The 25,531-nt window shown below is 62.4% G+C and carries 24 protein-coding genes; 9 read left to right on the plus strand and 15 right to left on the minus strand.

The features are described from left to right. Positions 1-4: 4 nt before the first annotated feature. From VSR72_RS22765 to VSR72_RS22775, 3 genes are read left to right on the plus strand one after another with little or no spacing between them, the layout of a single operon-like run. Positions 5-3,181 (plus strand): multidrug efflux RND transporter permease subunit, encoded by a 3,177-nt coding sequence (locus VSR72_RS22765; protein WP_342954582.1) that lies wholly within the window; start codon positions 5-7, stop codon positions 3,179-3,181. Continuing rightward, complete coding sequence (locus tag VSR72_RS22770; RefSeq protein ID WP_342954583.1) at positions 3,178-4,653, plus strand: efflux transporter outer membrane subunit; 1,476 nt, start codon at positions 3,178-3,180, stop codon at positions 4,651-4,653. The genes VSR72_RS22765 and VSR72_RS22770 overlap by 4 nt, the downstream gene beginning before the upstream one ends. Before the next feature lie 42 nt (positions 4,654-4,695). Then, positions 4,696-5,667 carry a LysR family transcriptional regulator gene (locus tag VSR72_RS22775; RefSeq protein ID WP_342954584.1) on the plus strand — a complete coding sequence of 324 codons (972 nt, stop codon included), beginning with the start codon at positions 4,696-4,698 and terminating at the stop codon, positions 5,665-5,667. A 12-nt stretch (positions 5,668-5,679) separates the two neighbouring features. Here the strand turns inward: VSR72_RS22775 and VSR72_RS22780 are convergent, their stop codons facing one another. Next, on the minus strand, positions 5,680-6,252 hold the full coding sequence (locus tag VSR72_RS22780; protein ID WP_342954585.1) for a helix-turn-helix domain-containing protein: 573 nt from the start codon (positions 6,250-6,252) through the stop codon (positions 5,680-5,682). Positions 6,253-6,368: 116 nt separating this feature from the next. Between VSR72_RS22780 and VSR72_RS22785 the strand changes: the two genes are divergently transcribed. The 4 genes from VSR72_RS22785 (at position 6,369) to VSR72_RS22800 (ending at position 10,211) form a co-directional block, all read left to right on the plus strand. Next, the gene (locus VSR72_RS22785; protein WP_342954586.1) at positions 6,369-7,547 is read left to right on the plus strand and encodes an MFS transporter; all 1,179 of its coding nucleotides are present in this window, start codon (positions 6,369-6,371) and stop codon (positions 7,545-7,547) included. Positions 7,548-7,580: 33 nt separating this feature from the next. Next, positions 7,581-8,393: an isocitrate lyase/phosphoenolpyruvate mutase family protein gene (locus VSR72_RS22790; RefSeq protein ID WP_342954587.1), complete on the plus strand. Its 813-nt coding sequence runs from the start codon at positions 7,581-7,583 to the stop codon at positions 8,391-8,393. Positions 8,394-8,441: 48 nt separating this feature from the next. Next, on the plus strand, positions 8,442-8,705 hold the full coding sequence (locus VSR72_RS22795) for a DUF1272 domain-containing protein (RefSeq protein WP_342954588.1): 264 nt from the start codon (positions 8,442-8,444) through the stop codon (positions 8,703-8,705). A 504-nt stretch (positions 8,706-9,209) separates the two neighbouring features. After that, positions 9,210-10,211: a dienelactone hydrolase family protein gene (locus VSR72_RS22800; RefSeq protein ID WP_342954589.1), complete on the plus strand. Its 1,002-nt coding sequence runs from the start codon at positions 9,210-9,212 to the stop codon at positions 10,209-10,211. Between the two features lie 501 nt (positions 10,212-10,712). Here VSR72_RS22800 and VSR72_RS22805 read toward each other — a convergent pair. From VSR72_RS22805 to VSR72_RS22865, 13 genes are all read right to left on the minus strand, one after another. Then, the gene (locus VSR72_RS22805) at positions 10,713-11,330 is read right to left on the minus strand and encodes a type II secretion system protein (protein WP_342954590.1); all 618 of its coding nucleotides are present in this window, start codon (positions 11,328-11,330) and stop codon (positions 10,713-10,715) included. Beyond that, positions 11,327-11,716, minus strand: coding sequence for a type II secretion system protein (locus tag VSR72_RS22810; RefSeq protein WP_342954591.1), 390 nt, complete (start codon positions 11,714-11,716; stop codon positions 11,327-11,329). The genes VSR72_RS22805 and VSR72_RS22810 overlap by 4 nt, the downstream gene beginning before the upstream one ends. 9 nt (positions 11,717-11,725) lie before the next feature. Further along, positions 11,726-12,253 carry a type II secretion system protein gene (locus VSR72_RS22815; RefSeq protein WP_342954634.1) on the minus strand — a complete coding sequence of 176 codons (528 nt, stop codon included), beginning with the start codon at positions 12,251-12,253 and terminating at the stop codon, positions 11,726-11,728. Between the two features lie 24 nt (positions 12,254-12,277). Then, positions 12,278-14,536, minus strand: a complete 2,259-nt coding sequence (locus VSR72_RS22820; RefSeq protein ID WP_342954592.1) for a type IV pilus secretin PilQ — start codon at positions 14,534-14,536, stop codon at positions 12,278-12,280. After that, positions 14,537-15,142, minus strand: a complete 606-nt coding sequence (locus VSR72_RS22825) for a hypothetical protein (RefSeq protein WP_342954593.1) — start codon at positions 15,140-15,142, stop codon at positions 14,537-14,539. It lies immediately after the preceding gene. Continuing rightward, on the minus strand, positions 15,139-15,705 hold the full coding sequence (locus tag VSR72_RS22830) for a hypothetical protein (RefSeq protein ID WP_342954594.1): 567 nt from the start codon (positions 15,703-15,705) through the stop codon (positions 15,139-15,141). Before VSR72_RS22830 ends, VSR72_RS22825 begins: the two co-directional genes overlap by 4 nt. Next, a complete protein-coding gene (locus VSR72_RS22835; RefSeq protein ID WP_342954595.1) occupies positions 15,702-16,235 on the minus strand; it encodes a hypothetical protein in 534 nt (177 codons plus the stop codon). Before VSR72_RS22835 ends, VSR72_RS22830 begins: the two co-directional genes overlap by 4 nt. Next, a complete protein-coding gene (locus tag VSR72_RS22840) occupies positions 16,232-17,122 on the minus strand; it encodes a hypothetical protein (protein ID WP_342954596.1) in 891 nt (296 codons plus the stop codon). The genes VSR72_RS22835 and VSR72_RS22840 overlap by 4 nt, the downstream gene beginning before the upstream one ends. After that, positions 17,103-18,827 carry a GspE/PulE family protein gene (locus VSR72_RS22845; RefSeq protein ID WP_342954597.1) on the minus strand — a complete coding sequence of 575 codons (1,725 nt, stop codon included), beginning with the start codon at positions 18,825-18,827 and terminating at the stop codon, positions 17,103-17,105. The genes VSR72_RS22840 and VSR72_RS22845 overlap by 20 nt, the downstream gene beginning before the upstream one ends. 18 nt (positions 18,828-18,845) lie before the next feature. Further along, positions 18,846-20,048 (minus strand): type II secretion system F family protein, encoded by a 1,203-nt coding sequence (locus tag VSR72_RS22850; protein ID WP_342954598.1) that lies wholly within the window; start codon positions 20,046-20,048, stop codon positions 18,846-18,848. Positions 20,049-20,103: 55 nt separating this feature from the next. Continuing rightward, positions 20,104-20,541, minus strand: a complete 438-nt coding sequence (gene gspG, locus VSR72_RS22855; protein WP_342954599.1) for a type II secretion system major pseudopilin GspG — start codon at positions 20,539-20,541, stop codon at positions 20,104-20,106. 152 nt (positions 20,542-20,693) lie between these two features. Continuing rightward, entirely contained in the window at positions 20,694-21,350 is a 657-nt protein-coding gene (locus VSR72_RS22860) for a response regulator transcription factor (RefSeq protein WP_342954600.1), read from the minus strand. Between the two features lie 48 nt (positions 21,351-21,398). Next, a complete protein-coding gene (locus tag VSR72_RS22865) occupies positions 21,399-21,986 on the minus strand; it encodes an SCO family protein (RefSeq protein WP_342954635.1) in 588 nt (195 codons plus the stop codon). Positions 21,987-22,312: 326 nt separating this feature from the next. Here VSR72_RS22865 and VSR72_RS22870 point away from each other — a divergent pair, with 326 nt between their 5' ends. Then, positions 22,313-23,446 carry an ATP-binding protein gene (locus VSR72_RS22870; RefSeq protein WP_342954601.1) on the plus strand — a complete coding sequence of 378 codons (1,134 nt, stop codon included), beginning with the start codon at positions 22,313-22,315 and terminating at the stop codon, positions 23,444-23,446. 41 nt (positions 23,447-23,487) lie between these two features. Here VSR72_RS22870 and VSR72_RS22875 read toward each other — a convergent pair whose 3' ends face one another. Beyond that, a complete protein-coding gene (locus VSR72_RS22875) occupies positions 23,488-24,267 on the minus strand; it encodes a response regulator transcription factor (RefSeq protein ID WP_342954602.1) in 780 nt (259 codons plus the stop codon). Positions 24,268-24,819: 552 nt separating this feature from the next. Here VSR72_RS22875 and VSR72_RS22880 point away from each other — a divergent pair. Next, positions 24,820-25,452 (plus strand): lytic transglycosylase domain-containing protein, encoded by a 633-nt coding sequence (locus VSR72_RS22880; RefSeq protein WP_342954603.1) that lies wholly within the window; start codon positions 24,820-24,822, stop codon positions 25,450-25,452. The last annotated feature ends 79 nt before the right edge of the window (positions 25,453-25,531 follow it).

The raw sequence follows: 25,531 nt of genomic DNA on the forward strand, positions 1-25,531 counted from the left end.
TGTCATGAAAATCGCGCATTTTTTCATTGAGCATCCGCGCTTTGCCGCGGTGGTCAACATCTTCATCACGCTGTTCGGCCTCGTCGCGCTGACGTTGCTGCCGGTCGCGCAGTACCCCAACATCGTTCCGCCTACGATCCAGGTGACCACGGCCTATCCCGGCGCTTCGGCCGACACCATTGCGCGCACCGTCGCGACGCCATTGGAGCAATCGATCAACGGCGTCGAAAACATGGACTACATCAGCAGCCAGTCGACGAGCAACGGCGCGCTGACCATTACGGTGACGTTCAAGATCGGCAGCGACATGAACGTCGCGCAGATGCTCACGCAAAATCGCGTGCAGGACACGCTTTCGCGGCTGCCTGAAGACGTCCAGCGCCAGGGCGTACAGGTCAAGAAGACGATTCCGGCGATCCTGCTCGGCGTGCATCCGTATTCGCCCGACCATTCGCGGGACGCGCAATATCTCTCCAACTATTTCATCCTGCACGTCAAGGACGAGATTGCGCGGCTGCCAGGCGTTTCCGATCTGAGTTCGCTCGGCGAGCGTCAGTATGCGATGCGGATCTGGATCGATCCGGACAAAGCGGCCGCGCATGATATCAGCGCGAGCGAGATACTCGGCGCGCTGCGCGCGCAGAACGCGCAAGTGTCGGCGGGCAATCTGAACCAGCCGCCTGTGCAAAGCGACGCCGCCTGGCAGGTCAACATCGAAGCATTGGGGCGACTCACCACGCCTGAACAGTTTGGCGACGTCGTCATCAAGTCGGATTCGCAAGGCCGCGTGACACGCGTTCACGACATCGGCCGCGTCGAATTGGGCTCGACCGATTACGGCAGCATTGCCTACGCCGATCGCGATCCGTCGTCACCCACGTGGGTCTATGCGGTGCCGGGCTCCAACGTGGTCACTGTCGAGCACGAAGTTCTGGACAAGATGAAGGAGCTTCGCAAGAGCTTCCCTCAGGGCGTGGACTTCAAGATGATCTATGATCCGACCACGTTCGTCACCCAGTCGATCGACGAAGTCGTCAAGACCATCTTCATCGCCATTCTGCTCGTGGTGGGTGTGGTGTACCTCTTCCTGCAAAACTGGCGCGCGACCATCATTCCGGTGGTGGCGATTCCGGTGTCGCTGGTAGGCGCATTCACGATCCTCGCTGTGCTCGGCATTTCCATCAACAATCTCTCGTTGTTCGGCATCGTGCTCGCGGTGGGCATTGTCGTGGACGACGCCATCGTGGTGGTCGAAAACGTCGAGCGCAACATGCGCCTGGGCATGTCGCCACGCGAGGCCGCTCATCGAACCATGACGGAAGTGTCCGAAGCGCTGATCGCCATTGCGCTCACGTTGTGCGCAGTCTTCATCCCCGTCGCTTTCATTTCGGGTATTCCGGGCCTCTTCTTCAAGCAGTTCGCGGCGACCATCGCCGCCTCGACCGTGATTTCGTGCTTCGTTTCGCTCACGCTGAGCCCGGCACTGTGCGCGGTGCTGCTGAAGCCCCATGCCGAAGATGATGGCCACACCACCGCGCGCGGCATCGGCGGCCTTCTGCATCGCGGCTTCGGACGCTTCAACGCGGGCTTCCACTGGCTCTCGTCGCGCTACGGCAACATGACGGGGCGCTTCGTACGTACAACATCAGTGATGCTGATTATCTACGCAGCCTTGCTCGCACTCACGACGTTCCAGTTCTCGCAGATGAGTTCGGGCTTCATCCCTGAGCAGGACCAGGGCTACCTCGCGGTGATCATCCAGTTGCCACCGGGGTCGAGCCTCGATCGCACGGACAAGGTTGTGCGCGAGGCCAACGACATCATCCTCGGCACGCCCGGCATCGAACATACCTCGCCGACCAGTGGCTTCGACGTGGCCACCGACACGAGCGCGCCGAACAGCGGCACGATCTATCTTGGCCTGCCTTCGCTGTACAGCCATCACATTCCGGGCGTGAACGCGGCGTCAATGCAGCGGATTCTCCAGAAACGGCTTTCCGTCATCAAGGATGCGTATGTGGTCGTGGTCCAACCCCCGCCTGTGCAGGGCATGGGATCGGCGGGCGGCTTCAAGCTGATGCTGGAGGACCGTGGCGGCCTGGGTCCGCAAGGCCTTTACAAGGCGACGACGGCGCTGGTCGCGGCGGCCAGCAAGGACCCGAACCTGACCCGCGTGTTCACGTTGTACAACGTCGGTTCGCCCTCGGTCTACGCGAATATCGACCGCCTCAAGGCGGAGAAAGTCGGCGTGACGCCGAGCGACGTGTTCTCGACGCTGCAGCTTTACCTCGGCTCGCAGTACGTGAACGACTTCAACTATCTCGGGCGCACGTATGAGGTGCTCGCACAGGGCGACAGCGCCTACCGCAAGACGCCGGACGACATCCTGCGGCTGAAGGTGCGCAACGCCTCCGGCGACATGGTGCCGATCGGCACGGTGGCGACCCTCGAAGACCAGACGGTGTCGTATCGTGTACCGCGCTACAACCTCTATCCCGCAGCCGAGATTCTCGGTTCGGCGGCGCCCGGCGTGGCATCGGGTACGGCGCTCAAGAGCATGGAGACGCTCGCGAAGCAGGTCCTTCCGCCGGGCATCACGATCGAGTGGACCGATATCGCGCATCAGCAGACGCTGCCGGGCGTGCCTCCTGCCGTGATCTTCGGCGTCGCCGCGCTGTTCGTGTTCCTCGTGCTCGCCGCGCAGTACGAAAGCTGGAAGACGCCGCTTGCCATCGTGCTAATCGTGCCGATGTGTCTGCTTGCGTCGTCCACGGGGCTACATGTACGCGGGATGCCGATCGACATCCTGGCGCAGATCGGTTTCGTGGTGCTGGTAGGGCTCGCGGTGAAAAACGCGATTCTGATCGTCGAGTTCGCCCGTCACCGTGAAGCCGAAGGGGCAAGCACCGAAGACGCGGCGAAGGAGGCGGCACAAACGCGTTTGCGTCCGATCCTGATGACGTCGTTTGCTTTCATCATGGGCGTGATTCCGCTCGCCATCGCAACCGGCGCGGGTTCGGAAATGCGCCAGTCGCTCGGTACCGCGGTGCTGTTCGGCATGATCGGCGTGACGTTTGCCGGCCTCCTGTTCACGCCTGCCTTCTATACCTTTGTCCGCAAGATGGCCAGCGGGAAGCGTCATCGCCTGGTCGGCAAACTCAGCAGTGGGAGCGCGAAATGAGCAAGTTCTCGATGGCAATGCCGAAGACCGTACTGAGCAGCCTCGCGCTCAGTGTGTTGCTGGCCGCCTGTGCGGTAGGTCCCGACTACGTGGCGCCGAAAGCGGACATGGTGCCGTTCCACAACGCCGCGATGGTGGCGAACCGGCAGACCACCCTGCCCGCACCCCGTCTCGACAACTGGTGGACGGGCTTCAACGATCCCGAACTGGAGAAGGTGGTGCAGCGCGCACTCGATCAGAACCTGGACTTGCAGGCCGCCATGGCACGCGTCAGCGTGGCGCGTGCTGCCGCCCAGGCGGCGGGTGCCCAACTCCTGCCGACGGTTGACGCAAACGCGTCCGCTGCCGCGCTGCATCAAAGCACGACGAGTCCGCTTGGCACACTGGCGAGCGCCTTTCCCAACTACAACCGCAATCAGCGCGAGTACACCGTCGGGGCGACCGCGAGTTGGGAAATCGACCTCGCCGGCGGGCTGAGACGCGCCCATGCCGCCGCCAACGACGAAGAGCAGGCGGCCGAAGCAGCGCGCATGGGCACGCGTATCACGGTGGTCGCCGACGCAGCCGATGCGTATCTCCAGGTGCGCGGCCTTCAGGCGCGCGTGGCCGTCGCGCAGGACCAGATCGCAACGGACGCTCATTTGCTCGAACTGGTGCAGGCGCGCAAGCGTCTGGGCTCGGCGGACGAACGCGAAGTCGCGCAGGCCGAAGCGTTGCTGCGTAACGCGACCGCCTCGGTTCCAACGCTACGGATTCAGCTCGAGGCGCAGCTCAACCGGCTCGACGTCCTCATGGGCGCACAGCCCGGCACCTATGCGGCGGAGCTGAGCCAGAACGCCGGCATGATCCCGCAGATTCCCGCGATCGGAAGCGGCGACCAGCCTGTCGACGTGCTCCGGCGACGCCCGGACATCATCGCAGCCGAGCGCCATCTCGCTGCATCGAACGAACAGATCGGCGTGGCCATTGCGGACTACTACCCGAAGATCTCGCTGTCCGGCGCGCTGGGATTCGACAGCATGTCGCTCAACGGCTTCTTCAGCGGCAAATCATTCCAGCAGGTGGGAGCCGGTGCGTTGCAGTGGCGTCTGTTCGATTTTGGCAAGGTCGATGCCGAGGTGAAGTCCGCGCGCGGCAGCTACGCCGAAGCCCTCGCGCAGTACCGTGAGGCCGCGCTGAAGGCGACCGAAGACGTGGAAAACTCGTTCATGGCGCTCTCGCAGTCCGAAGCCCGTTCGCAGGAACTGGAACAGGAGGTGGCCGCCCTCACGCGTGCCCGCGACCTCTCCGAGAAAGCGTACAAGGCCGGCTCCATCACGCTCACCGACGTGCTCGACGCCGACCGGCAGCTCCTCGATGCACGGGACGATCTCGACAGCACGAGAGCCGACGCGGCGCGCGCCGCAGTCAGAACCTTCCGCTCCCTCGGCGGCGGCTGGGACCAGCCGCAGCAGGTAGCCCGCGCTGACTGACACACGGCAGGCGCGATCAACCCGGACAGCTTTCTCCCGGAATTGCACATTGCCCCTACAATGCTGCCATCTAACCCATCATGGACGTGTGAGTTGGACCGCCTCGAAGCTATGGAAATGCTGCTGACGGCAGTGGACAAGGGAAGTCTCTCGGCAGCCGCGAGGGAACTGAAAATCCCGGTCAGCACGCTTACCCGCAAAGTCGCCGATCTCGAGGAACTGCTCGGCACGCGTTTGCTCATCCGCACAACGCGAAAGCTCACGCTGACCGATGCGGGCACGTCGTACGTCGCGTCCGCGCGACGCATACTCGATCTCGTTCGCGAACAGGAACACGAGGCGACTGGCGAATTCACGGCGGCGCGCGGCGAACTGGTCGTCACGGCGCCCGTGCAGTTGGGCCGGCTTCACGTTCTGCCGGTCATCAACCAATTTCTGGCGCAATACCCGGACATCACGGTTCGCCTGCTGTTGTCGGACCGCAATATCGATCTGATCGACGCTCACGCGGACCTTGCGGTACGGATCGGCGAACTGGCGGATAGCAACATGATCGCCACACGAATTGGCTCGTTGCGCCCGGTGCTTTGCGCAAGTCCAGCGCTTCTGCAGCGACATGAAACGCCGCGTGAGCCCAACGACCTCACGAAGTACCCGTGCGTGGTCTTCAATAGTCCTTATCTTTCGCCATGGCGTTTCCGCCCGCCAGGCACGGGCAAACTACTGACGCTCGAGGTCCAGCCACGACTGGAGGTGACCGCGCCGGACGCAGCAGTATGTGCCGCTTCGGATGGTGTTGGAGTGACGCTGGTTTTCGAGCATGACGCCGACGAGGCGCTCAGAAACGGCCAGCTAAAGGTACTGCTGCCGCAGTTCGAGGTTGAGCCAGTGCCGGTCCACCTGGTACACGTGCAACGCAACCTGATGGCCATCAAGCTGCGCCACTTCATCGACTTTTCAGCACCCAGGCTCAGGGAGTCGTTGTCCCGGTTCGGCAAAAAGCATCGGCACTAAACGCGTGTCGACTCAGGAGTCTTCCGTTTCTTCGCCGAGCACGCGCTCGTTGCGCCTCTCGATCATCTCGCGCGTCGACCTGGTGGCACCGGGTCCTGCCACGTATCGAACGTCCCTGAACGACAGCGCCCGACCGTCCGGACCATGCACGTCAAGCGTCTCGACAGGATGGCCGCTCTCGTTGTCCAGCAACTTGATGGTTGGCTTCCCATTCGACAGGAGCCACTTGTCGCCCCATTGCATGAGCGCGACGAGCACGGGATAGAGATCCATCCCTTTTTGCGTAAGCTGATATCCAAACGTATTGGCACGCTCCGGTAGCGGGAAACGCTCGACGATGCCCAGTTCGATCAGGCGCTCGAGCCGCGCGGTGAGAATGTTCCGGGCGATGCCGAGCGCGCTCTGGAACTCATCGAAGCGCTTACTCCCCTGCGTGCACTCACGGACGATCAAAAGCGTCCACCACTCGCCCACTTCATCGAGTGCGCGAGCGATCGAGCAATTCATTCCGTCGAAGCGTTTCCTGTACATGGCTATCTTCCCTGCCGACGTTTCCAATACGTCTTGTACCACAGGTTGCGTCATGCAACTTCCCCGGATTCCGGTTAGCTCTTTCCCGATTTCATTTCTGGCGCGGCGGACCGTGCTTTCGTATAGTTTCGTCACGCAACTTAACTATTCAACCCTTACGGGCAAACATCATGGATCGCCGTCTTTTGACACTCGCGCTGGGCATGTTTGCGCTCGGCACCGACAGTTTCGTCTTCGCAGGCATCCTGCCTGAGATCGCACGCACTTTTCACGTCAGCATTGGTGCAGCGGGCCAGTTGACCACTGTTTATGCGCTCGCTTATGCCTTGCTTGCGCCAACCATGGCAGCGCTTGCCGCGGGCGTGGCCCGCAAACGCCTGCTGCTCAGTGGCATGGGTCTGTTCGTCGTCGCCAATCTTTGCACCATCGTCGCGCCGAACCTCGGCTTCGCGCTGCTCACGCGTGCCGTGGCCGGCCTCGGCGCCGCGATGTTTTCGCCGGCTGCCAGCGGCACCGCCACCATGCTGGTGCCGCCCGAGCGCCGCGCGTTCGCCCTTTCCATCATTGTGGCCGGCCTGACCATCGCAACCGCGCTGGGTACGCCGCTTGGTGCAGTGATCGGCGGGATGGCAAGCTGGCACTGGACCCTCGCGTTCGTCGCCGCGCTGGGCGTTGCAGGATTCGTGGGAATCTGGGCGCTGCTGCCGGAAGTTCCGCTGCCGCCTGCGGTCTCGCTGCGCAAACGGCTGGCCCCGCTTGGCGATGCACGTGTGATGCTCACGCTGGCCACGACGGTGCTTGCGCAAGTGGGCACGTTCATCATATTCACGTACTTCTCCGTCGTGTTCGATCGTGCCATCGGCCACAACGCCTCCGTGCTGGGCGGACTGCTCGTGCTCTGGGGCCTCGCTGGAACGTGTTCGAACCTGCTGACCGGCCGCATCCTCGACAAGGTGGGTTCGCGTCCGGTGGTGATCGTGATGCTCGCCGCAGTGGCGCTCGTCATCCTCACCATGCCGCTCTCCAGCACGCACCTGTGGAGCGCTGCCGTCGCCATCACCGTGTGGGGCGCATGTGCATGGGGCGTGCTCGTGCCGCAGCAGTTCCGCCTCGTGGGCCTGAATCCGTCGATGGCAGCCGTGCTCGTCGGCCTGAACACCTCGGCCACTTATGTTGGCGTGTCTATCGCAGGTGCCGTCGGTGCGGCGGCGATTCCTGTGATCGGCAGCCATAACCTGGGCTACCTCGCCAGCATTGTGGTATTCGTTGCCCTCGCCGTTTCCGAACTCGCGACCTGGCGCATCGCGTCGGTTGCGAATGCCGAAGCTAGCGCCACCGTTGCGGCGTAAGCCGCGCAATCAAAGTGATACAGGAGAAAGCTCATGTCTGCCGCAATCGAATTTCGTCAACTGCATCACGGCTCAACGCTGCTTCGACTGCCTAACGCATGGGATGCGGGAAGCGCGCGACTTGTCGAAGCACAAGGCGCCAGTGCCGTCGCTACGACGAGCGCGGGTTTCGCATGGGCGCTGGGTTATCCGGACGGACGGCTGCTTCCCGTCGATGAAGTCGTCGCCGCTGTAAAGCGGATCGTCCGGGTGCTGAGTGTCCCGCTATCGGTCGATGTCGAAAACGGCTATTCAGATGATCCTGCCACTGTTGCCAACGTCGTCATGCAGCTTGTCGACATCGGCGTAGCTGGCATCAACATCGAAGATGGGCCGGACGCGCCTTCGCTGCTGGCCTCGAAAATCGAGGCCATCCGTAACGCCGTTTCGAAAGCGGGAGCCGACATCTTCATCAACGCACGCAGCGACGTATTTCTGGCAAACCTCGTCGATAAGCCGAAGCAGGCCGGCGAATCGATCGCGCGAGGCGACCTGTATGCTTCAGCGGGGGCTGACGGTCTGTTCCTTCCAGCGCTCAAGGATTCGTCCGATATCGAAGCGATCGTCAAGGCGGTCCCGCTGCCGCTGAACGTAATGGCGATTGCGTCACTTCCCGACGCTGCCGCGCTTGAGCAACTGGGCGTGCGGAGATTGAGCGCCGGTAGTGGAATCTCGCAGGTCGTGATGGGAAGGGCGAAAGAACTGGTAAAAGACTTCCTGCTGAGCGGACAGTCGGAAACGCTTTATGACGGAGCGCTGCCGTACTCAGAGATGCAAAGTCTTTTTGTCGATCTTCGGGCGCGTTGAAGCTCGAGATAGACCTTCGTGAAACGCCCCCAGCAAGGAGAGTAAGAGATGCTACAAATGCGCCCCGGCTGCGAGTGCTGCGATAAGGATTTGCCGCCAGATTCATACGATGCCCGCATATGTACGTTCGAGTGCACGTTTTGCAGCGATTGCTCGGACCTGCTGAACGGGATATGTCCGAACTGTGGCGGCGAACTGGTCGCCCGCCCGCGACGCCCGGCCGCCAAACTGGCGAAATTCCCTGCGTCCACCGAGCGCGTATTCAACCCGGAGTGTAAGCAGCACGCCGCAGACGGGACTCGAGGCGTCTGAAGCGTAACGCCGATCGCTAGCTACACGTCTATGCGGGCCCGAGCCCGTCCGGCTCGGACAAGGACTCAACTGGCTACTAGCGCCAGCGGGGGCGTTCTCGCCGCTCATCCGCGACGATTCGGGCAAAGGGCCCATTCTCGACTCAACGTGGAAGGCGCCATCAGAAAGAGCCACAGAGTCTAGTACGAAAAACTCAGAATCGCCCTATCGGATGTCTTCGAACATCTGCGATCCGGCTGTGTGTTCAATCATGCGATTAATAGCAAACTTAGGCCATGCGTCGTAACGCGACTGCTAGTGCAGCGGTCTATCACGGCAGCCAGTTCGGCTCGTAAGCAGCGGTCATGCCGCCGAAGTCGCAAGGCCGGAAAACGCGTGCCCAGCCAAGGAGCAATCACTGACACTGTTCGCTTCAATTCTCAAGGGGAAACCAGAATAGCGTACCGTCTGGCGTGCACTACTCTGCGTTCAAGAACAGACTGACCGGTTTGAAGAGGTGCGACCATGTTCGCAATCGAAAGACGTCGGTCATTTCAGCGATGCCTGGTTTCGCTTGCGCTGATCTTGCTGACCGCAGTGCTGCCGAAAATCGGATACCCGCAAGTCGCGCGAATGGAAGTGCTTTCCCTCCAGTCCAGGACTTTGACGGACCAGGAATTTCTCGTCGGCGGCATAGAGGGTCAGCCGGTGACCCTGGGCGGCGAGTTGCGGCTTCCGCGCTCCGGAACCGACCGCCTTCCCGTGGTGATCCTGCTACACGCCTCAGGCGGTATCGGGAGCTACGAGACTGACTGGGAGCGCGACTTGCTGGCGATGGGCGTTGCCACCTTTGTTGTTGACAGCTTTTCCGGTCGTGGAATCAGCAGTGTAATTAACGACCAGTCGCTGCTCGGCAGATTTGCGCAGACTGAAGATGCCTACCGGGCGTTCGAACTTCTGGAGAAGCATCCCAGAATTGACCCGACACGAATCGTGCTCATGGGATTCTCGCGAGGTGGCACCTCGACACTTTACGCCGCACTGAAGCGGTTTCGGACCATGCACGGTCCTGCATCCAGACGCGAGTTCGCAGGTTATCTGGCGTTCTATCCTGCCTGCAACGTTGCCTACCACGATGATGAGGACATCACCGGAAAACCCGTACGCATCTTCCACGGCGAGGCCGATGATTATGTCCCCATCGCGCCTTGCCGGGCATATGTCGAACGTCTGGCCCGCAAGCAAGGGTACGACGTCAAACTAACGGCATATCCGGATGCGTTACACCTGTTCGACTGGCAGGCGGTCAAGGCACCCACAATCTTGCCGAAGGCACAAACGACCCGAAACTGCCGACTCGCGGAAGCGGATAACGGCGAGATCATCAACGTCAAGATGGCGCAGCCATTTACCTACAGTGACGCCTGTGTGGAACTGGGGCCTTCTATTGGCTACAACGAGAAGGCATCAGCCGAGGCTCGAGAGGCAGTCAGGCAGTTCATCGCCGCCTTGATCAAGACCCAGTAGCACGGTTGGGCAGACGCTGACCGGGGCTTTGCAGGAAATGAATGCCCGTACTGACATGGTGGGCTGCGGAAGTTCGAGGCTCCGGCGCATAAGAAGTGAACCCTCTTGAGGAGTCGTCTCGGCAGCGGATGATCGAACGACGGCAACGGGTCGGCTACAGCCGACCCAATCGGGCAATAGCCGGCCACAAAGAGCCATTCGCCGACCATCAAGCCACGACATTCAGGCGTCGGCTCCAGCCGGCAAGCGGCCATTCAAACCTGCGAGGTGCCCAAAATTGAATATCTCTTCCGGGCCTTTCAGGGGGCAAGCCCAGCGAGATAGCGGCCAAGCCGCATCTCCAACTCGCTTCGCGTTGCGAGACCCATCTGGTGCAGCTTGCAGGCTCGGGGCAGCGTACCCGGCCAGGTCAAGGACAGAACGAAGGCAGAGTCGAACCTGGGCGCCGGGAGCCCTCTCCCGGCGCTTTTTTCTCGTGGCGTTGCAGCGCCCTCACCGTGGTCACCGTGACCCGGGCATCCGCTGTCCCGGCAGAAATCCACCGTCAAAGCCAGACAAGGCAGGAAAGCTGCCCGTTCTTCCGGGCGCAGTGAGGCCGCCGGGGTTGCTCTGCGTGGTTCGCAACCCCGGAGCCAGATAGAGGAACTTCCACCCGTCATAGGTCTGTGCGCCCTCGAAGTCTTCATATTGCCGTGGAAATCCTGCTCGCTTGATCGTGGCCTCCTCTGATCGGCTGAAGACGCCGTAGAACCGGTCGCCCTGCAGCATGGGCACCCAGTCGGCCTTGCCAGTGACCGGATCCGGGTAGACAAAACGCAAATGATGCAACGGCCTGGGAAAGCGCGTATCGTTGAGCAGGTCATCGACCGATGCGGGATAAGCCCGGCCGACGCGGTAATACCGCAGAATCGCCAGCCGGTACTGGTTGCCGGCGAACAGTAGCTGCTTCTCCTGCTCGCGGCGCCGTTGCAGCGACCACACGTCGAGCGCGCCGGCCAACGCGATCGACATCAGCATCAGCGCGATCAGCAGCGCCAGCAGCACTAGCCCGCCCTGGCGCGCAGCGCGCGGCCTGACGCGCCGCTTCACAAGCACATTCACGCGCCTGGCGCCGCTCATTTCGGGGCCCCCTCCGCGCGCGGAGCCACGGCCTGCGGGCTGCTCGCCGGCGCCACGTCGTAGACGCCCGGCTTGGTTTCGTCCGGCGAAGCGATCACCGCCCATTTGTCGTCGCCATTGACCGGATCGACAGGTACGGAGCGCAAGTAGTGCTTCGCCACGAGTTCGTCGAGCGTCTCGGGATACTGGCCGTTATCTCCGTAGTACTGATCAATCGCATTGCGCATCACCGCGACGTTCTGCTGCCGGACCTGCTCCTTCCCGCGTTCGATGCTGTGCATATAACGAGGCACGGCTATCGTCAGCAGCAGGCCGATGATGGCCATCACGACAACGAGTTCGATCAGCGTGAAGCCGCTAGTCTTGCGCGTACGGGCGGGTTTCATGATGCACCGTCACCATTGTTTGTACGGGATGCCGTTAATGCCGACGCGATCGGATTTCGACGACACGTCGAACACATCTTTGCCAGCCTGATCGCTCCTCATGGTTGCATCGCCGCCCGCTGCCTGATCCGGCGGCTCCCCATAGGCCCGCACGCTCCACGTATCCTCGGCAAGCGTGTCGGCGTCGCCGCGAAAGAATGGATCGCGAGGCACGTGACGCAGGAACATCAGCAGCCCGCCTTTCGGGTCCTTGGCGTTCTTCACACCCGTCACGAGCACGGACAATGTCGGCGGATAGCCGGAATCTTCCGCTTCCTTGTCGATGTACCCGGTATCGCTCGCCTCCTTGTAGGCGTCGAGCGCGGTACGGATCTCGCGCAACGCGTCGGCGAGCTGCAACTCCTTCTGTCGCTGCTCGGCGAGTTCCGAAAACGGCAGGATCGCGAGCGCGAGTATGCCCACGAGCGCGAGCGTGATCACCATCTCGATCAGCGTGAATCCACGTCGATCGAGAAGGTGTGCGCCGCGCAGGCGCATCGCGCGCTTTCCGGTAGCCACGGTTCAGTACCCGCTCTCGACCGGGCGTAGCGGGTTATCGCTCGGCATGGTGCCGGGCGGCATCTGCAGCATTGGCGGCGGTGCAGGCGGCGCAGGCGGTGCGGCCGGCGCCGCTGCGGGCGCGGGCGCCGCGGCGGCCTCCGCTTCGCCGCCCGCCTGATCTGCCGCCGCAGGTGCCGCCGGCGCCGGCGCTGCGCTCTGGCCATACTGCGGCGCGGGAGCCGCTTGCGGCGCGGGCGATCTCGAGAAGCGTCCGCCGTACGGTTCGGGCGGCGGCGTCGTGCGCGGCGCCGGCGCCATCTGTCCGAACGCGCCGTTCGAAGGCGAAGGCAGTGCGGGATACGCCTCGGCGCCCGATCGCGAAGACGCGCCACCTACCGTGCCCCCGCCGACCATGCCGGGCATCGGCTTCACCGCAGGCGTCACGGACGTGGCCGCGTTCGCCACCACGGGATCGAGGCGAAGCTGATCGGCGTGCACATTGACATCGGTGCCCGACCACAATTCCTGCGTATCCGGATCGGCGGCGATCTGCGGCCGGACGATGTGCGGTGTGATCTGCAACACGATCTCGGTCTTGACGTGGTCGCCCTGGTGGTTGGAGAACAGTCTCCCCAGCACCGGCAACTGCCCAAGACCGGGCACCTTGTTGGCGTTTTTTCGGTCCTCATCGGAGATGAGGCCGCCTAGAATCTGGGTTTCTCCGTCGCGCAGGCGCAGACTCGTCGATGCGCTGCGTGTTCCGATCTGATAGGCGAGCGAATTCAGTCCGTTCGAATTGCTGCTCGAGATCGTGTTCGTGATGTTGCTGACTTCGAGATTGAGCTGGATGCCGACGTCGCCGTCGCGATAGACCCGTGGCTGCACTTCGAGCTTGATGCCGACATCGAGGTACTGAATCATCTGCGTGTACGACGGACCGCTCGTGCTCGGCGTGCTGGAACTCGAAATCACCGGCACCTTATCGCCAATCATGATGCGCGCCTTTTCATTGTTGCGCGTCCTGATGCGCGGGCTCGCAAGCAGATCCGCATCGGTGTCGGTGAGCTTGAAGTTCGCCGTGGCCGAGAGGCTGCTGACATTGAGCTCATTGATCGTCAGGTGATGCAGAATGCCCCATGTCGTCGCGGTGCTCGGGGTCGACATCGTGAACGAGTTCGGCCAGTCGATGCCAAGATCGGTGAGGCGCTCGTGCGACACTTCCAGCACTTCCACCTCCATCATCACTTCGGGATCGGGCAAGTCCTGTGCGGCGATCATCTCCTCGGCAACCTTGATGGTGTCCGGCGTGCCGCGAACCGTCACGGTATTCGAATGCTCGTCGATCACGACTTCCTTGATCTTTAGAATGCTCTTGAGCAATTGCTGGATCTGCTTGGCTTCGACGTTCGACAACTGGAACGTGCGCACCTTGAGCTCCTGATATTCGAGCTGCTTGGCGGGGGTGGCGGGATAAATGAAAAGCGTATTCGCATTGAGCTGCTTCTTGTCGAGCTGATTCTGCATCAGGATCATGTCGACCGTGTCCTGCACAGAAGCGTTCGTGACGAAGATCGTCGTCTTCAGGTCCGCGCGCACGTCGCGGTCGAAGATCACGTTCAACCCCGTGGTGCGCGACAACGCTTCGAACACCATGCGCACGTTCGCATCGCGAAACTGCAGCGTCACCGGCTTCTGCATGATCGACGAAGCCGCAATCTTGTCGTCGCGCTCGGCACGTTGCTGACTGAGTATCGCGTTGAGTTCCGTCTGCATTTGCTGCGCGAGGCTATTGGTCGGGTTCCCCACCAGCACGCGATGCACCCGCTCGGACGCCTGCACATAGGCGCCGCGCTTCATCATGCGCTCGGCCTCCTGCAGGATAGCCAGATCCTTGCGGTCCTGGTCGATCTGCAGACCGATCTTGCGTATGCGCTCGTTGGTCGGGTCGATGGCGTACGCCTGAAAGAGGTTGCGGATCGCGTCGTCGAACTGGAAGTTCTTGCGGTACTGATCGGCTTGATCGAGCAGCGTGTTGACCTGGGCGTTGCGCTGGTTCAGATAGTCGACCTTCGCCTGTGCGTCGGTCGGATCGTCATGAATGTTCGGGACGTGCATGCAGCCGCTGAAGGCGAGCACCGTCATGGCAATCGCAAATGCGCGCTTTCGCGCGGCCTGCGTCGCGCCTGGGAACGGGACATGGATCAGGATGACTGGCGAGAGGCGTGTTGATGGGCCGCTGTCCCCGTCGCGGCTCGCACCCCGTACACGTGAGGTTTTCATCTACTTGTCCTCTCCTGGAATGGATACCACCTGCTTCTCGTGCAGCGGCAGATAGGTCAGCACCACCTGCGAGTCCGACACCGACTCGACGCGGTACTGGCTATCGATCACGTCGCCCGGCGAAACGATCAGCAACTGATCGCCGTTGCTGAGGAAAACCTGCGGCTTCGCTGCTGTTGCGCTGAGTTGCCCCACATAGGCAAAAGGCACGGGAGGCGCGACGGGCGGAGCGGGCCGCACCGGTGCGGCCGGCGCTTCGACGGGGGGCGGCGGCGGAAGCCACGAAGAAGCGGTGAAAGGATCGTGTGCCGATTCGACGGATAGTGGCGCACGCAACGAAGCGAGCTTTGCGCGGGACTGATCCGATGCGGTGCTCGCAGCCGCGCCGTGCGCCGCAGTCGTTGCGGCGGACCTCGCGGCGGACTTCGATGGCGCGGTGCGGTGCGTGCCATCTGGCCGTGCGTTGACGGCGTTGCGATGATGGCTGTCGAGCACGGCGACGGGCGCCGGCATCTGGCGTGCCGCGACCAGCACGCGATACCCTGCCCCGGCGGCCGCGATAACGCAAAACACCAGCAGCACACGCATGGGCAGGGCGGGTTTCATGGTTGGGCGCTCCGGTAAATCAATTCGAAGCGCACGCGCGCATCGAGAATATTGCCGTCCACCGCAGGACGCTCGACATGAATTTCCCGTAGCGCCGCATTCGGCACGTTGTTGAGCACCAACGCAAGAAAATGCCGGATCGCACTGTATTGATCCTTGACGGGCAACATCACCTGGTAGCGCGTGAAGCGCGTGCCTGCTTCCGTGTTCACCTGGTACTCCGCGGACCCAAGTGCGAGATTGCTGCCGCGCGCCTGTTCGAATATCGACGCGATATCTTCCGCGCTTTGCGAGAAGTGCGGGAACAGTTCCGGCAAGGCGTCGAGCGCTACCGCGTCCACCGCCGCGCCGTGCGCGCCGGCTGGGTGGCGCGCCTTTGCCGCCTGCGCAATCCGGCCCGAGTCCTGCATCTCCCTCGTATCGGCATTCACGCTCGCGATCTCGGCGCACATGAGCGCTGCCGCGACGATCATCAGCGCGCCTGCGAGTCCGGGCAGGCCATACGAGCGCCGCAGTTCGAATCGCAGCGTCAGCAGCATGTCCCGCAGTTGATCCGCTTTCATGACTTCCTCCAGACTGCGGTGATCTGGAAACGCACCGGCTTGCCCGGCACATTGTTCTCGACCAGGTGATCGTTGAGCACGGCTTCACGCAGCAGCACGCTCGTTTGCAGATACTTCAGGTACGCGATCATCGCGTCGACATTCTTCGCTTCGGCCGTGATGCGAATCTGGCTCTGTGCAGGGTTCTGATCGATGCCGATCAGCGCGACATCATGGTCCGGATAGTCTTCCACGATCGAAAAGAGGTCCTGCCACGGCACAGTCAGTTCGCGCAGTATCGAGAGACTCTGCTTTTCCGCGAGCTTCGCAGCCGGTGTGGACGGCGGCTTCACCGGGTGTTGCTGCGCGAACACGCGATGCCTTACGGCGTCGACCTCCGTCTGCACGCGGTCGTTCTCGGCATACGCATGCCAGAGCCGCGCGACGCATACGAGCAGCAGCAGCACGGCGACGCCTAGCAGAATCAAGCCGCGCTTCCCGGTGCGCAACACGCGCCGCCTGCCGAAATCGATATCGAGCGTCTGGTTCATTGCGCATACTCCATCAGCCGACGCGCGGGCGAGTCGTCCGCCGCCGGTTGCGCCGGGCGCACAGCAGCCGCAAAACGCGCTTCGAATGGCGCCGGGTCGGTGTCGTTCCCGTACAGATAGATCGTGCAGTCTTCGCGCTTGAAGCCCGCCCGCGTCGCCGAACGCTCGAACAACTGCTCGGCCAGTTCGGCAAGCCGCGAAGCATTGCCGGCATCACCGGGAAAGAGGCGCTGCGCATCGTAGGCGGCCCAGCCGCGCCGCTCGATCATCACGGCCTGCATCAACTCCTCGGCGACGAACATCAGCAGTGCGTCGCCGCTCGCGGCGAATTCAATGCCATTGAGCATTTCCGGAAGACCCAGTTTCAAGCGGGAAATACGCACATGTTCGGCGGCGCTGACTTCGTGAATGCCGTCGTGAAGCGCGCGCGACATCGCACTCGCAAACAGCGCACGGCCGCCCTGCTGCACGCAGCACCGCACCAGCAACGAATCGCCGTCAATTCCATAGGTATCCGTGAAATGGGCTAGCGCGACTTCTTCGAGTTCGCGCGCTCGCAGTGTGCGAAAGTCGCCGCGCAATATCGCGTGGTTGCCCCAGAAGTCGTCCAGCACCACGTGTGCGAAGCGCGTGGACGACTTCTCCTCCCTGGGGTCTTTTTTATCTGCTTCATCGGCAAGCGCGCGAGGCGTGGTGACGAGCGCCGCGCGCAGCGCATCCAACAGGCCCGACTCGGTGCCGTACTGGTCATCGGGAATCGCGAAGCTGGCCGGCTCCGCTGGCGTCAGGTGCTTGCGCGCGCGCCACAATCCGGACGCGCGGACCCCGACGACGATCTCGCGTGTGCCGACTCCGATCGCAACCGGACTATTCAACCATCGTGACACGGTTGATCTCCTCGAGTGTCGTTTCGCCGCGCTTCACCAGCTCGATCGCGGCGACGCGCAGTGTCTGCATGCCGTAGCGCATCGCCGCGGCCTTGATTTGCCCGAGCGGCGCGCGCTCGGACAGCAGTTGTCGCAGCTCGTCGTTCATGCGCAATGCCTCGGCGATCGCACGCCGTCCGCGATACCCGCTGCCACGGCATGCGGCACAGCCGGCCCCACGGCGAAAGAGGTAGCTGCCTGCTGTGTCCGGGTCGATGCCGGAGCGCACGAGCGTTTCCTTGTCCACGGTGTCTTCGGTCAAGCAGTCCGGACAGCATTGGCGCAACAGGCGCTGCGCGACCACGCCATTGAGCGCCGAAACAAAGGAATACGAATCGACTTCCATATTGGTGAAGCGGCCGATCACGTCGAACACGTTGTTGGCGTGAACGGTCGTGAACACCTGGTGCCCCGTCAGTGCGGCCTGCACGGCGATCTGCGCCGTTTCCGGATCGCGGATCTCGCCCACCATGATCTTGTCCGGGTCATGCCGGAGGATGGAGCGCAGTCCGCGTGCGAACGTCAGTCCCTTCGCCTCGTTAACGGGAATCTGCAGAATCTCGCCGAGCTGGTATTCGACCGGGTCCTCGATCGTCACGATCTTCTCGAGACCGTTGTTGATCTCCGTGAGAATCGCGTAGAGCGTCGTCGTCTTGCCGCTGCCGGTCGGCCCGGTGACGAGTAGCATCCCGTACGGCATCGACGCGAGCTTGCGCATAAAGCGCGTGTCGGCCTCCTGAAAACCGAGCGCTTCCAGCGTCAAACCGCCTGCGGATTGCGAAAGCTGGTAGCGGTCCAGGATCCGCAGCACCGCATCTTCGCCGAACTGGTTCGGCATGATCGACACGCGGAAGTCGATCTCACGTCCCGCGTACTGCGCCTTGAACCGTCCGTCCTGAGGCACGCGCCGCTCCGCAATATCGAGCTCCGAGATCACTTTCACACGCGAGAGCACCTGGTCCGCGACGTCGCAGCCCTCGGCACGTCCGACCACCGCGAGCACGCCGTCCACGCGGCACTTGATCATCAACCCGTTCGCGCGGCATTCGAGGTGAATGTCGCTCGCCATCATCTTGAGCGCGTCGTAGATCGTCGAGTTGAGGAGTCTGACCACAGGACTGTCGTCGCTGCTGATGCCCTGCAGCGTCAACGCGAGCGAGGCGGGATCGACCGTGTTCTGGATCGGGTCGTCGAGCGCGAGGGAGTCCATCGCGCGAACGTCCTTTTCGCGCACGGTCAGATACGCGTTGATGTCGCCGGCGCTGGCAAGCGCCCAGCTATAGGGCACGCCTGGCTGCGAGCGCATCCGGTGCTCGACCCAGCCGCGCGTGCGCGCATCGAGCGGATCGGCAATCGCGAACAGCAGCCCGTTGCTGTCGTCGGGAGCGTGGAAACACACGCAGAGCCGGGTCGTCGCGTCGACGAACGAAATCACTTCGAAGTCCGGTTCGAGCTGATTGAGCTCGCGCATGCCGATCGACTGCATCCGGAAGAGCGAAGCCAGTTGCACGCGCAATTCGTCCGCGCTGAGCGAGGTCTGCGTCATCAGCTCCTCGAGCGCGCGGATGCCGGACCCGTGCCGCTCGCCGAGCGCTCTCAGTGCGCTGCGCAGATCGGCGCGCGCTTCGGCTTGATTGCCTTCCGGCTGGGCGGTGACGGTATCCACGCGCTTCCCCAATACGTTCTACTGAATGCTCGACGCGATTTCGAAGATCGGCATGTACATCAGCACGACGATGCCGCCTATCACCACGCCAATGAAAATCATCATCGCGGGCTCGATCAGCCGCGAAATCAGATCGATCGTGCGTGACACCTGCGCCTCCTGGAACGCTGCAATCCGGTCGAGCACGGGGCCGAGGCCGCCCGTTTTCTCCGCGACCGTCAGCAGCCGGTATGCGATCGCGTTGGCGAGCCCCGCCTGCTGAAACGCATCCGAGACCTTCGCGCCATTGCGCACCTGCTGCAGCGCGCTCGCGAGCGCCGCCTGGTCCGCGCGTCCGACCAGACCTTGTGCAAGGTCGAAGGCCTTCACGGCGGGAATGCCGCCGTCCACAAGCATGGCGGTCGTGCGATAGAACTGCGACTGGCGAAAGACACGAAAGTGTTGCCCGATGCCAGGCAGCGCCAGCATGCGATCGGCGATCCAGATCCGCACGAACGGGCGGCGCAATGCGAAGCCTGTCGCCACGGCCATCACGGCGAGGCCGAGGCTCAGCCCGGAACCGTGCGCGTGCACCATGCCGCCCCAAGCCATCAGGATGCGTGATAGCAGCGGCAGCTCGCGCCCGCTGTGTTCGAGAAGACTCGCGAAGCGCGGCACGACGAAGCCGAGCAGGAACAGGACGACTGCCGCGCCGACGATGAGCAGGACGGTCGGATAGATCGCCGCCGACACCACGCGTGCGCGCAGTTCATGGAGCGTCGCGCTGTTGCGCGAGTAACGCGTGAGGCTATCGGCGAGGCCGCCCGTCTGCTCGCTCGCCTTCACGCACGCAACCAGAACCAGCGGGAAGATATGGCTTGCGTGCTCGAGCGCCGCGGAAAGCGATTGTCCCTCTTCGAGCTGGCGCAAAAGGTCGCGATACACTTGCGCCGACGTCTCCCGGCGCTCGTTGCCGCCAAGCGTGCGCAGCGCGTCGACGACACCCACGCCCGCGTCGAGCAGCGCGGCGAGCTCGCGGGCAAAGAGTTCGACGTTGAAGCGGGCGCCAGGTATTCCCAGCCGGTTCGCACGACGCCGCTGCCGGCCGCCGTCGGCGCGAACCGACACGACGCGCAGGCCGCGGGCACGCGCAAGCGCCGAGGCGGTCGTGGGCGAATCGCTGTCGATGCGAAGCGTCTGAACCGAGCCGTTCGTATCGAACACACGCAGCACGTACTTCACGTCGACTCTCCTTGCAGCGAACCCACCACCGGCGCGGCGGCCCCGCCGCGCATCCCTACCACGACGAGATCGTGACGTTCTCGCCCGTGCCGTCACCGCGGCCGTTCTTGCCAAGCGAAAACAGGTCGTAGTCGCCGTGGTCACCCGGCGAGCGATACTGATACGGGCGATCCCACGGATCCGCCGGCACCGCCTTCTGCAAATACGGTCCGCTCCAGCGGGTCGCATTCTGCGGTTTGACCACGAGCGCATCCAGACCTTCTTCGGTCGTCGGATAAACGCCGACGTCGAGCCGGTATTGATCGAGCGCCTGGCCGAGCGATACGATCTGCGCGCGCGCGATCTTGACGTTCGACTTGCCGACCTGTTCGAAATATCGGGGAGCAACGAGACCCGCCAGCAGTCCGATGATGACCATCACGACGAGCAGTTCGAGCAGCGTGAAGCCGCGGCAGGCGCGCGCACGCTGGATAGAGGTCGATTCGCTAAGCACGGCTCCCCTCCCCTGTATCGACTCACGGCTTCAGCGTCGCTGAAGCCGTTGAATGCATTCTTGTTCAGGTCGATACGGGCAAGAAGTAGGGAGTGTCGTCCAAAGACATGGGTAAAGACCCTCCAGTTGCACCGTCTGCGTCTGGAGGGATTTCACACATGCTCGTCGTCGGGCACGCTCAGCACGCCCATGTCGATCGCGAGGCGCACGAGGCCGTTCAGGTTCCGGATGCCGAGCTTGCGCATGAGGTTGGCGCGATGCTTTTCAATCGTCTTGGGGCTGAGGCTCAGGCACTCGCCAACCTGCCGGTTGGTGTGCCCCTCGACCACGAGCCGCAACACCGTGCGTTCGCGGCCGGTCAACGCGTTCCAGAGCTGCGCTTTGTGGGCGATGTCTTCCTGCGATCCGTGCTCGCCGCCGCAGATCCGGTTGGCCCCGGCGCCGGCTACGCGCTTGCCTTGCATGACGAAACGCATCTCCCGGACCAACTGGTCGAACGATGCGTCCTTGACCACGTATCCGTCGGCGCCTGCGGCGAACGCCTCCCGCACGTGGTCTTCGCTCCAGTGAACCGTCAGGACGATGATGCGGATGCACGGGCACTCGCGCTTGATGGCGGTGATCGCGTCGAAGCCGCTGCCGCCTGGCATCGTCAGATCCATCAGGATCAGATCGGGCAGGGTCTCCCTCGCGAGGCGATGCGCTTCGATTCCGCCGCTCGCCGCGCCGACGATGCAATAGTCGTCCAGTTCGGAAACCATGTGGCAAAGGCCGCTGCGCAATAAATGCTGGTCCTCGGCGATCAGCACGCGATGTGTCTTTTCCAATTTCGTCGCTCCTCGCTGGACGCTGTGCGCCTAGTTGGAAGCCACCACGTCGTGATAGGCGGCGAGCAGCTCCGAGGGCGTCGCGAAGCCGTCGATGCGCAACCAGGGCTTGCCGGGCGCGGCGCGCAGGAATGCAACCGGCGTGTGATTCATCTTGTCGCCCCGATAGACGTTGAACGCGCGTTGGGTCTCGATGCTTGCCTCGACCGTGCCGGTATAGTGCTGCCATTCAGGGCCGGCTTCGAACCTGGCTGCATACGCTTTGAGGCGCGCAGGCGTGTCCTCTTCCGGATCGATCGAGATCGACACGATGTGAACCTTGTCCCGCTCGCTGCCGAGATTGCTTTGCAGCTCCTCGAGCGTCTGGCTGACCATCGGGCAGATCGTCGTGCAGGTGGTGTAGATGAACGTCAGGATCACTGGCCGGCCATCGTTGAGCTCATCGACAAGCGAAACGGACTTGCCGTCATCGCGTACGAGCTCGACAGTGGGCAGCGTGTACTGGGCCGTCGTGCGTGTCGTCATGCCCGCCATCATGTGATGATGCATGTGAGGGTCGGCAACGGCCGCAGCGTCGTCGGCAGGCGCACACCACGCCGCGGTTGCCGCGAGCACCATGCCTGCGAGCACGCCGATCCTCAATTTCGTAGTCCTGTTCATACCGGTCTCCAAAAACGGGAAGAAAGGTCACACTGCGCGATACGGCAAGACGTGACGCTTTCACTCCTTCGCAATTGCAGTGTCATGAATACGCCAGCAAGCGTCATTGGATGAGGGACCCCAAACCACGGTAGGGTATCTCCGCTTGATGGAAAACCCGCATGGCGCAGCGGGGATGTTCCCATACGACGATCCTGGCAATTCCCCGTTGCGGTGCGCCTGATTCACGACCTACAATGCCCGTGATCTTACGATTTGCTTATGCCGACGCATCGGGAGCTCCAATGGATGAACGTCAGCCTGGGGGACCGCAGGTAAGATTGCTCGATCTGATCGAAGCAATGCGCAAGCTTCGTGGCGCGGCCTACCCGAGCCAACGCGCCAGCGGCGTCGTCACTGACGCGCGTGGCGCCGCGCTCGCGATTCTCACGTGCGATGGGACCTTCGTGTCGGCAAACCGCAGCGCCGCCGCGCTGCTCGGCTATTCGAGCGCAGAACTCGCCGGCAAGGACCTCATCGACCTCGCACCCGATGACTTTCACGCCGCCCTCGCAGACGCATTGTCCGCAAGCGCGGCGCGCGAGTTTCATTCGTTCAGTGCCGTGCTCACCGGCAGGACGGGCCACCCAACGCGGCTCGCGCTGCATCAGCAACGGTTACCCACGAGAGAGCCGGGACCGCCCGTCTTGCTGACGCTTTTCGAAGAGCCGCTGGCCTTCGAGCCCAGGTCAGACGATCCGACAGGGCTGGTCGATGCAAGCGAGCGGTTGTGCCAAACGTATCTGATGATGGGCCAGCAGAAGGAACGCCAGCGTCTTGCCGCGGAACTGCACGATGGCCTCGGCCAGGCATTAACGCTCGTCAAGCTGATGACGGAGGACGCATTGATACGCATCCGCCGCGGGCAGGTCGACGATGCAGCGCAACTGCTGGATGCGACCGTGTTCAGGGTCCGCGAAACGATCGGCGACGTGCGGCAGATATGCGGCGAACTCAGGCCGCTCATGCTGGACAAGCTGGGCCTGCCCGCGGCATTGGCTTCGCTGTGCCGGCGGGTCGAACACGGCACGGAGGCGATGTCGGTCGTGTTCGACTGCGATGTCGCCGACAAGGACGTGCCTGAGCATTTGAAGGCGGACATGTTCCGCGTGGCTCAGGAGGCGCTGAACAACGCCGTCAAGCACGCCGAGGCAACGGAAGTCTCCCTTAGCCTGCGGCGTGACGCAGGCGGCTTGCTGCTGACGATTCAGGACAACGGCGTCGGCTACGCGAACCACCCGCTCGCCACAGAAGACGCGTATACGTCGGGATTGGGTCTCGTCGGGATGCAGCACCGCGTCGAGTTGCACGGCGGCACGTTCGCGATCGAGTCATCTGCCACGACGGGTACCCGCGTTTGCGCGACCTGGTCGCTCTAGCGCTGTCCTCAGCGCGTCCGGATACCCGATCGGGTACGCGCTCAAGTCCCCGTCTCGCCAAGCCGGTATTCGGGCAGTTCACCCCCCGGGCCTGCACCGGGCGCAGGATCGGCGCGTTCGGGCAAGTGCTCGTCGTCCACGTCCGGTTCGGCGCACTTGGCGGCGAGCGACGTCAACAGACCCATGCTCATCGCAACGAGAACGAGTTCGGTCAGGTTGGCGATATGGAGCTTGTGCATCATGCTCGCGCGATACTTCTCGATCGTCTTTGGACTCAGGTTCAGGTACTGTCCGACCTGCCGGTTGGTACGCCCTTCCGCGATCAGCTTCAGCACGCTGCGCTCGCGCGCAGTCAGCACGTCCCATGCATGCTTCGGCGCGGGCGCTTCGTGACCGCTGACGAACGAGTCGACCATGTACCCGTACACGTCGGCGCTCAGATGCTTTTTTCCCTGCATGACGGCGCGCATCGCGACCAGCAATTCGTCGAACGATACGTCCTTCAGCACGTAACCGTCGACGCCGGCACGCAGCGCTTCCCGGACGTACTCCTCGCTTTGATGCACCGTGAGCGCAATGATCCGCACACCCGGTGATCGCCGTTTGATTGTCGCGCTGGCGTCGATGCCATTCATTCCGCGCATCGACAGGTCCATCAGGATCAGTTGAGGGGCGAGCATCATCGCCTGCTGGCAGGCTTCCTTGCCGTCCTTCGCTTCGCCGACGACGTCGTAGTCGCCTTGCGCACACAGCATCGAACGTAAGCCATTTCTCAGCAGATCGTGATCCTCTGCAATGACAACGCGACATTTCGTATTCACGTCTTGTCTCCCAGTCCCGAAGCCTTCGGTCGCCATCATCGCTTTACCGACTTGACGATATTCTTTCATTCCGTAATACTCTCACCACTTCCCTTCGAATCCCTAAGTGTTTCCTTCATGCTGTCTGCCAGACGACGGTAATGCGCCTGCTGTTTGCAAGGTTCACGCCACTTCTCTGCGAGCAAGTCGCGGCGCGCACGTGCATTTTTCTGGGGACATCGCGAGCCAGGCAGACATCAAAATACGTTTCATATTTGAACTGTTTTGATTTTCCAAAAGTATTAGCACGCCTGCGAATAGTTGAAAATCCATTACTTCTTGTCATTGGAAGCTAATTAGCTCATGGCAATTGCACAAAATGAGAGGAAAGCAGCCAACGTGCATGACGTCTGATTTATTCCATTCAGTTACCGCCCATTACCATTTGTTTCGAATGTTAAGTTTTTGTACTGTGGCTCGCGGCGGCCATTTCGCGGCTCGAAGTGTAGGGAGGTGACCCATTGCCGATCCGTTTTTTCTTGCACCACAATTGTTGTGCAGGAGAAGACCAAGATGCATCGCCACTCGTCATTCAGCCTGGAAAACGCGATTGTCGTCGCATGCGCGACGCTCGGCGCGGTGTTGCCAGACCCTGCGTGCGCACAGATATTTGGCGCGGTTGACAGCAATGGCGCCATCGTTCTCACGAACGTGCGCGGCAAGCCCGGAATGAAGGTGATCGTCGCAGACAACCCGCCCGGAGTTGGCGGCGCGAAGCGCAGCTCCCGCAAGCCATCCGGTAGTGACCAGCTCGCCCTTTACGCGGATTTGATCGACGAGGCAAGTCGTTCTTTTCGCGTTCAGCCCGAACTGCTGCGCGCAGTCATCGACGTCGAGTCCGGATACAACCCGAACGCCGTTTCGGACAAAGGCGCGCTGGGACTGATGCAGTTGATGCCAGACACCGCCAGGCGCTTCTCGCAAGGCGACATGTTCAATCCACGAGAGAACGTGCTGGCCGGCGCGCGGTATCTGCGATTCCTCCTCGATCTGTTCAAGGACGATGTCGAGCTCACACTGGCCGCTTACAACGCGGGTGAGAATGCGGTGATTCGCGCCGGCTATCGCGTGCCGTCGCTGCCGGAAACGCGTCTGTACGTTCCGCGCGTTCTTGCGCGTTACAAGCAGCTTCTCGCGGCAAGCTAGTCGCCGAATGCGCTGAATGCTTCGCACTCTCGCCATAGCGAAGCGGCCGACTGCGGACCAGGACAATCGGCCGAACGCC

The sequence above is a fragment of the Paraburkholderia sp. JHI869 genome (assembly GCF_038900775.1).
Lineage (GTDB): Bacteria > Pseudomonadota > Gammaproteobacteria > Burkholderiales > Burkholderiaceae > Paraburkholderia.

What these genes read in the sequence shown, in the direction of transcription:
- VSR72_RS22765 (WP_342954582.1), top strand. Translation starts at nt 5, where the DNA reads ATGAAAATCGCGCATTTTTTCATTGAGCATCCGCGCTTTGCCGCGGTG.
- VSR72_RS22770 (WP_342954583.1), top strand. Translation starts at nt 3,178, where the DNA reads ATGAGCAAGTTCTCGATGGCAATGCCGAAGACCGTACTGAGCAGCCTC.
- VSR72_RS22780 (WP_342954585.1), bottom strand. Translation starts at nt 6,252, where the DNA reads ATGACGCAACCTGTGGTACAAGACGTATTGGAAACGTCGGCAGGGAAG.
- VSR72_RS22785 (WP_342954586.1), top strand. Translation starts at nt 6,369, where the DNA reads ATGGATCGCCGTCTTTTGACACTCGCGCTGGGCATGTTTGCGCTCGGC.
- VSR72_RS22790 (WP_342954587.1), top strand. Translation starts at nt 7,581, where the DNA reads ATGTCTGCCGCAATCGAATTTCGTCAACTGCATCACGGCTCAACGCTG.
- VSR72_RS22795 (WP_342954588.1), top strand. Translation starts at nt 8,442, where the DNA reads ATGCTACAAATGCGCCCCGGCTGCGAGTGCTGCGATAAGGATTTGCCG.
- VSR72_RS22800 (WP_342954589.1), top strand. Translation starts at nt 9,210, where the DNA reads ATGTTCGCAATCGAAAGACGTCGGTCATTTCAGCGATGCCTGGTTTCG.
- VSR72_RS22805 (WP_342954590.1), bottom strand. Translation starts at nt 11,330, where the DNA reads ATGAGCGGCGCCAGGCGCGTGAATGTGCTTGTGAAGCGGCGCGTCAGG.
- VSR72_RS22810 (WP_342954591.1), bottom strand. Translation starts at nt 11,716, where the DNA reads ATGAAACCCGCCCGTACGCGCAAGACTAGCGGCTTCACGCTGATCGAA.
- VSR72_RS22815 (WP_342954634.1), bottom strand. Translation starts at nt 12,253, where the DNA reads ATGCGCCTGCGCGGCGCACACCTTCTCGATCGACGTGGATTCACGCTG.
- VSR72_RS22820 (WP_342954592.1), bottom strand. Translation starts at nt 14,536, where the DNA reads ATGAAAACCTCACGTGTACGGGGTGCGAGCCGCGACGGGGACAGCGGC.
- VSR72_RS22825 (WP_342954593.1), bottom strand. Translation starts at nt 15,142, where the DNA reads ATGAAACCCGCCCTGCCCATGCGTGTGCTGCTGGTGTTTTGCGTTATC.
- VSR72_RS22830 (WP_342954594.1), bottom strand. Translation starts at nt 15,705, where the DNA reads ATGAAAGCGGATCAACTGCGGGACATGCTGCTGACGCTGCGATTCGAA.
- VSR72_RS22835 (WP_342954595.1), bottom strand. Translation starts at nt 16,235, where the DNA reads ATGAACCAGACGCTCGATATCGATTTCGGCAGGCGGCGCGTGTTGCGC.
- VSR72_RS22865 (WP_342954635.1), bottom strand. Translation starts at nt 21,986, where the DNA reads ATGGTGCTCGCGGCAACCGCGGCGTGGTGTGCGCCTGCCGACGACGCT.
- VSR72_RS22870 (WP_342954601.1), top strand. Translation starts at nt 22,313, where the DNA reads ATGGATGAACGTCAGCCTGGGGGACCGCAGGTAAGATTGCTCGATCTG.
- VSR72_RS22880 (WP_342954603.1), top strand. Translation starts at nt 24,820, where the DNA reads ATGCATCGCCACTCGTCATTCAGCCTGGAAAACGCGATTGTCGTCGCA.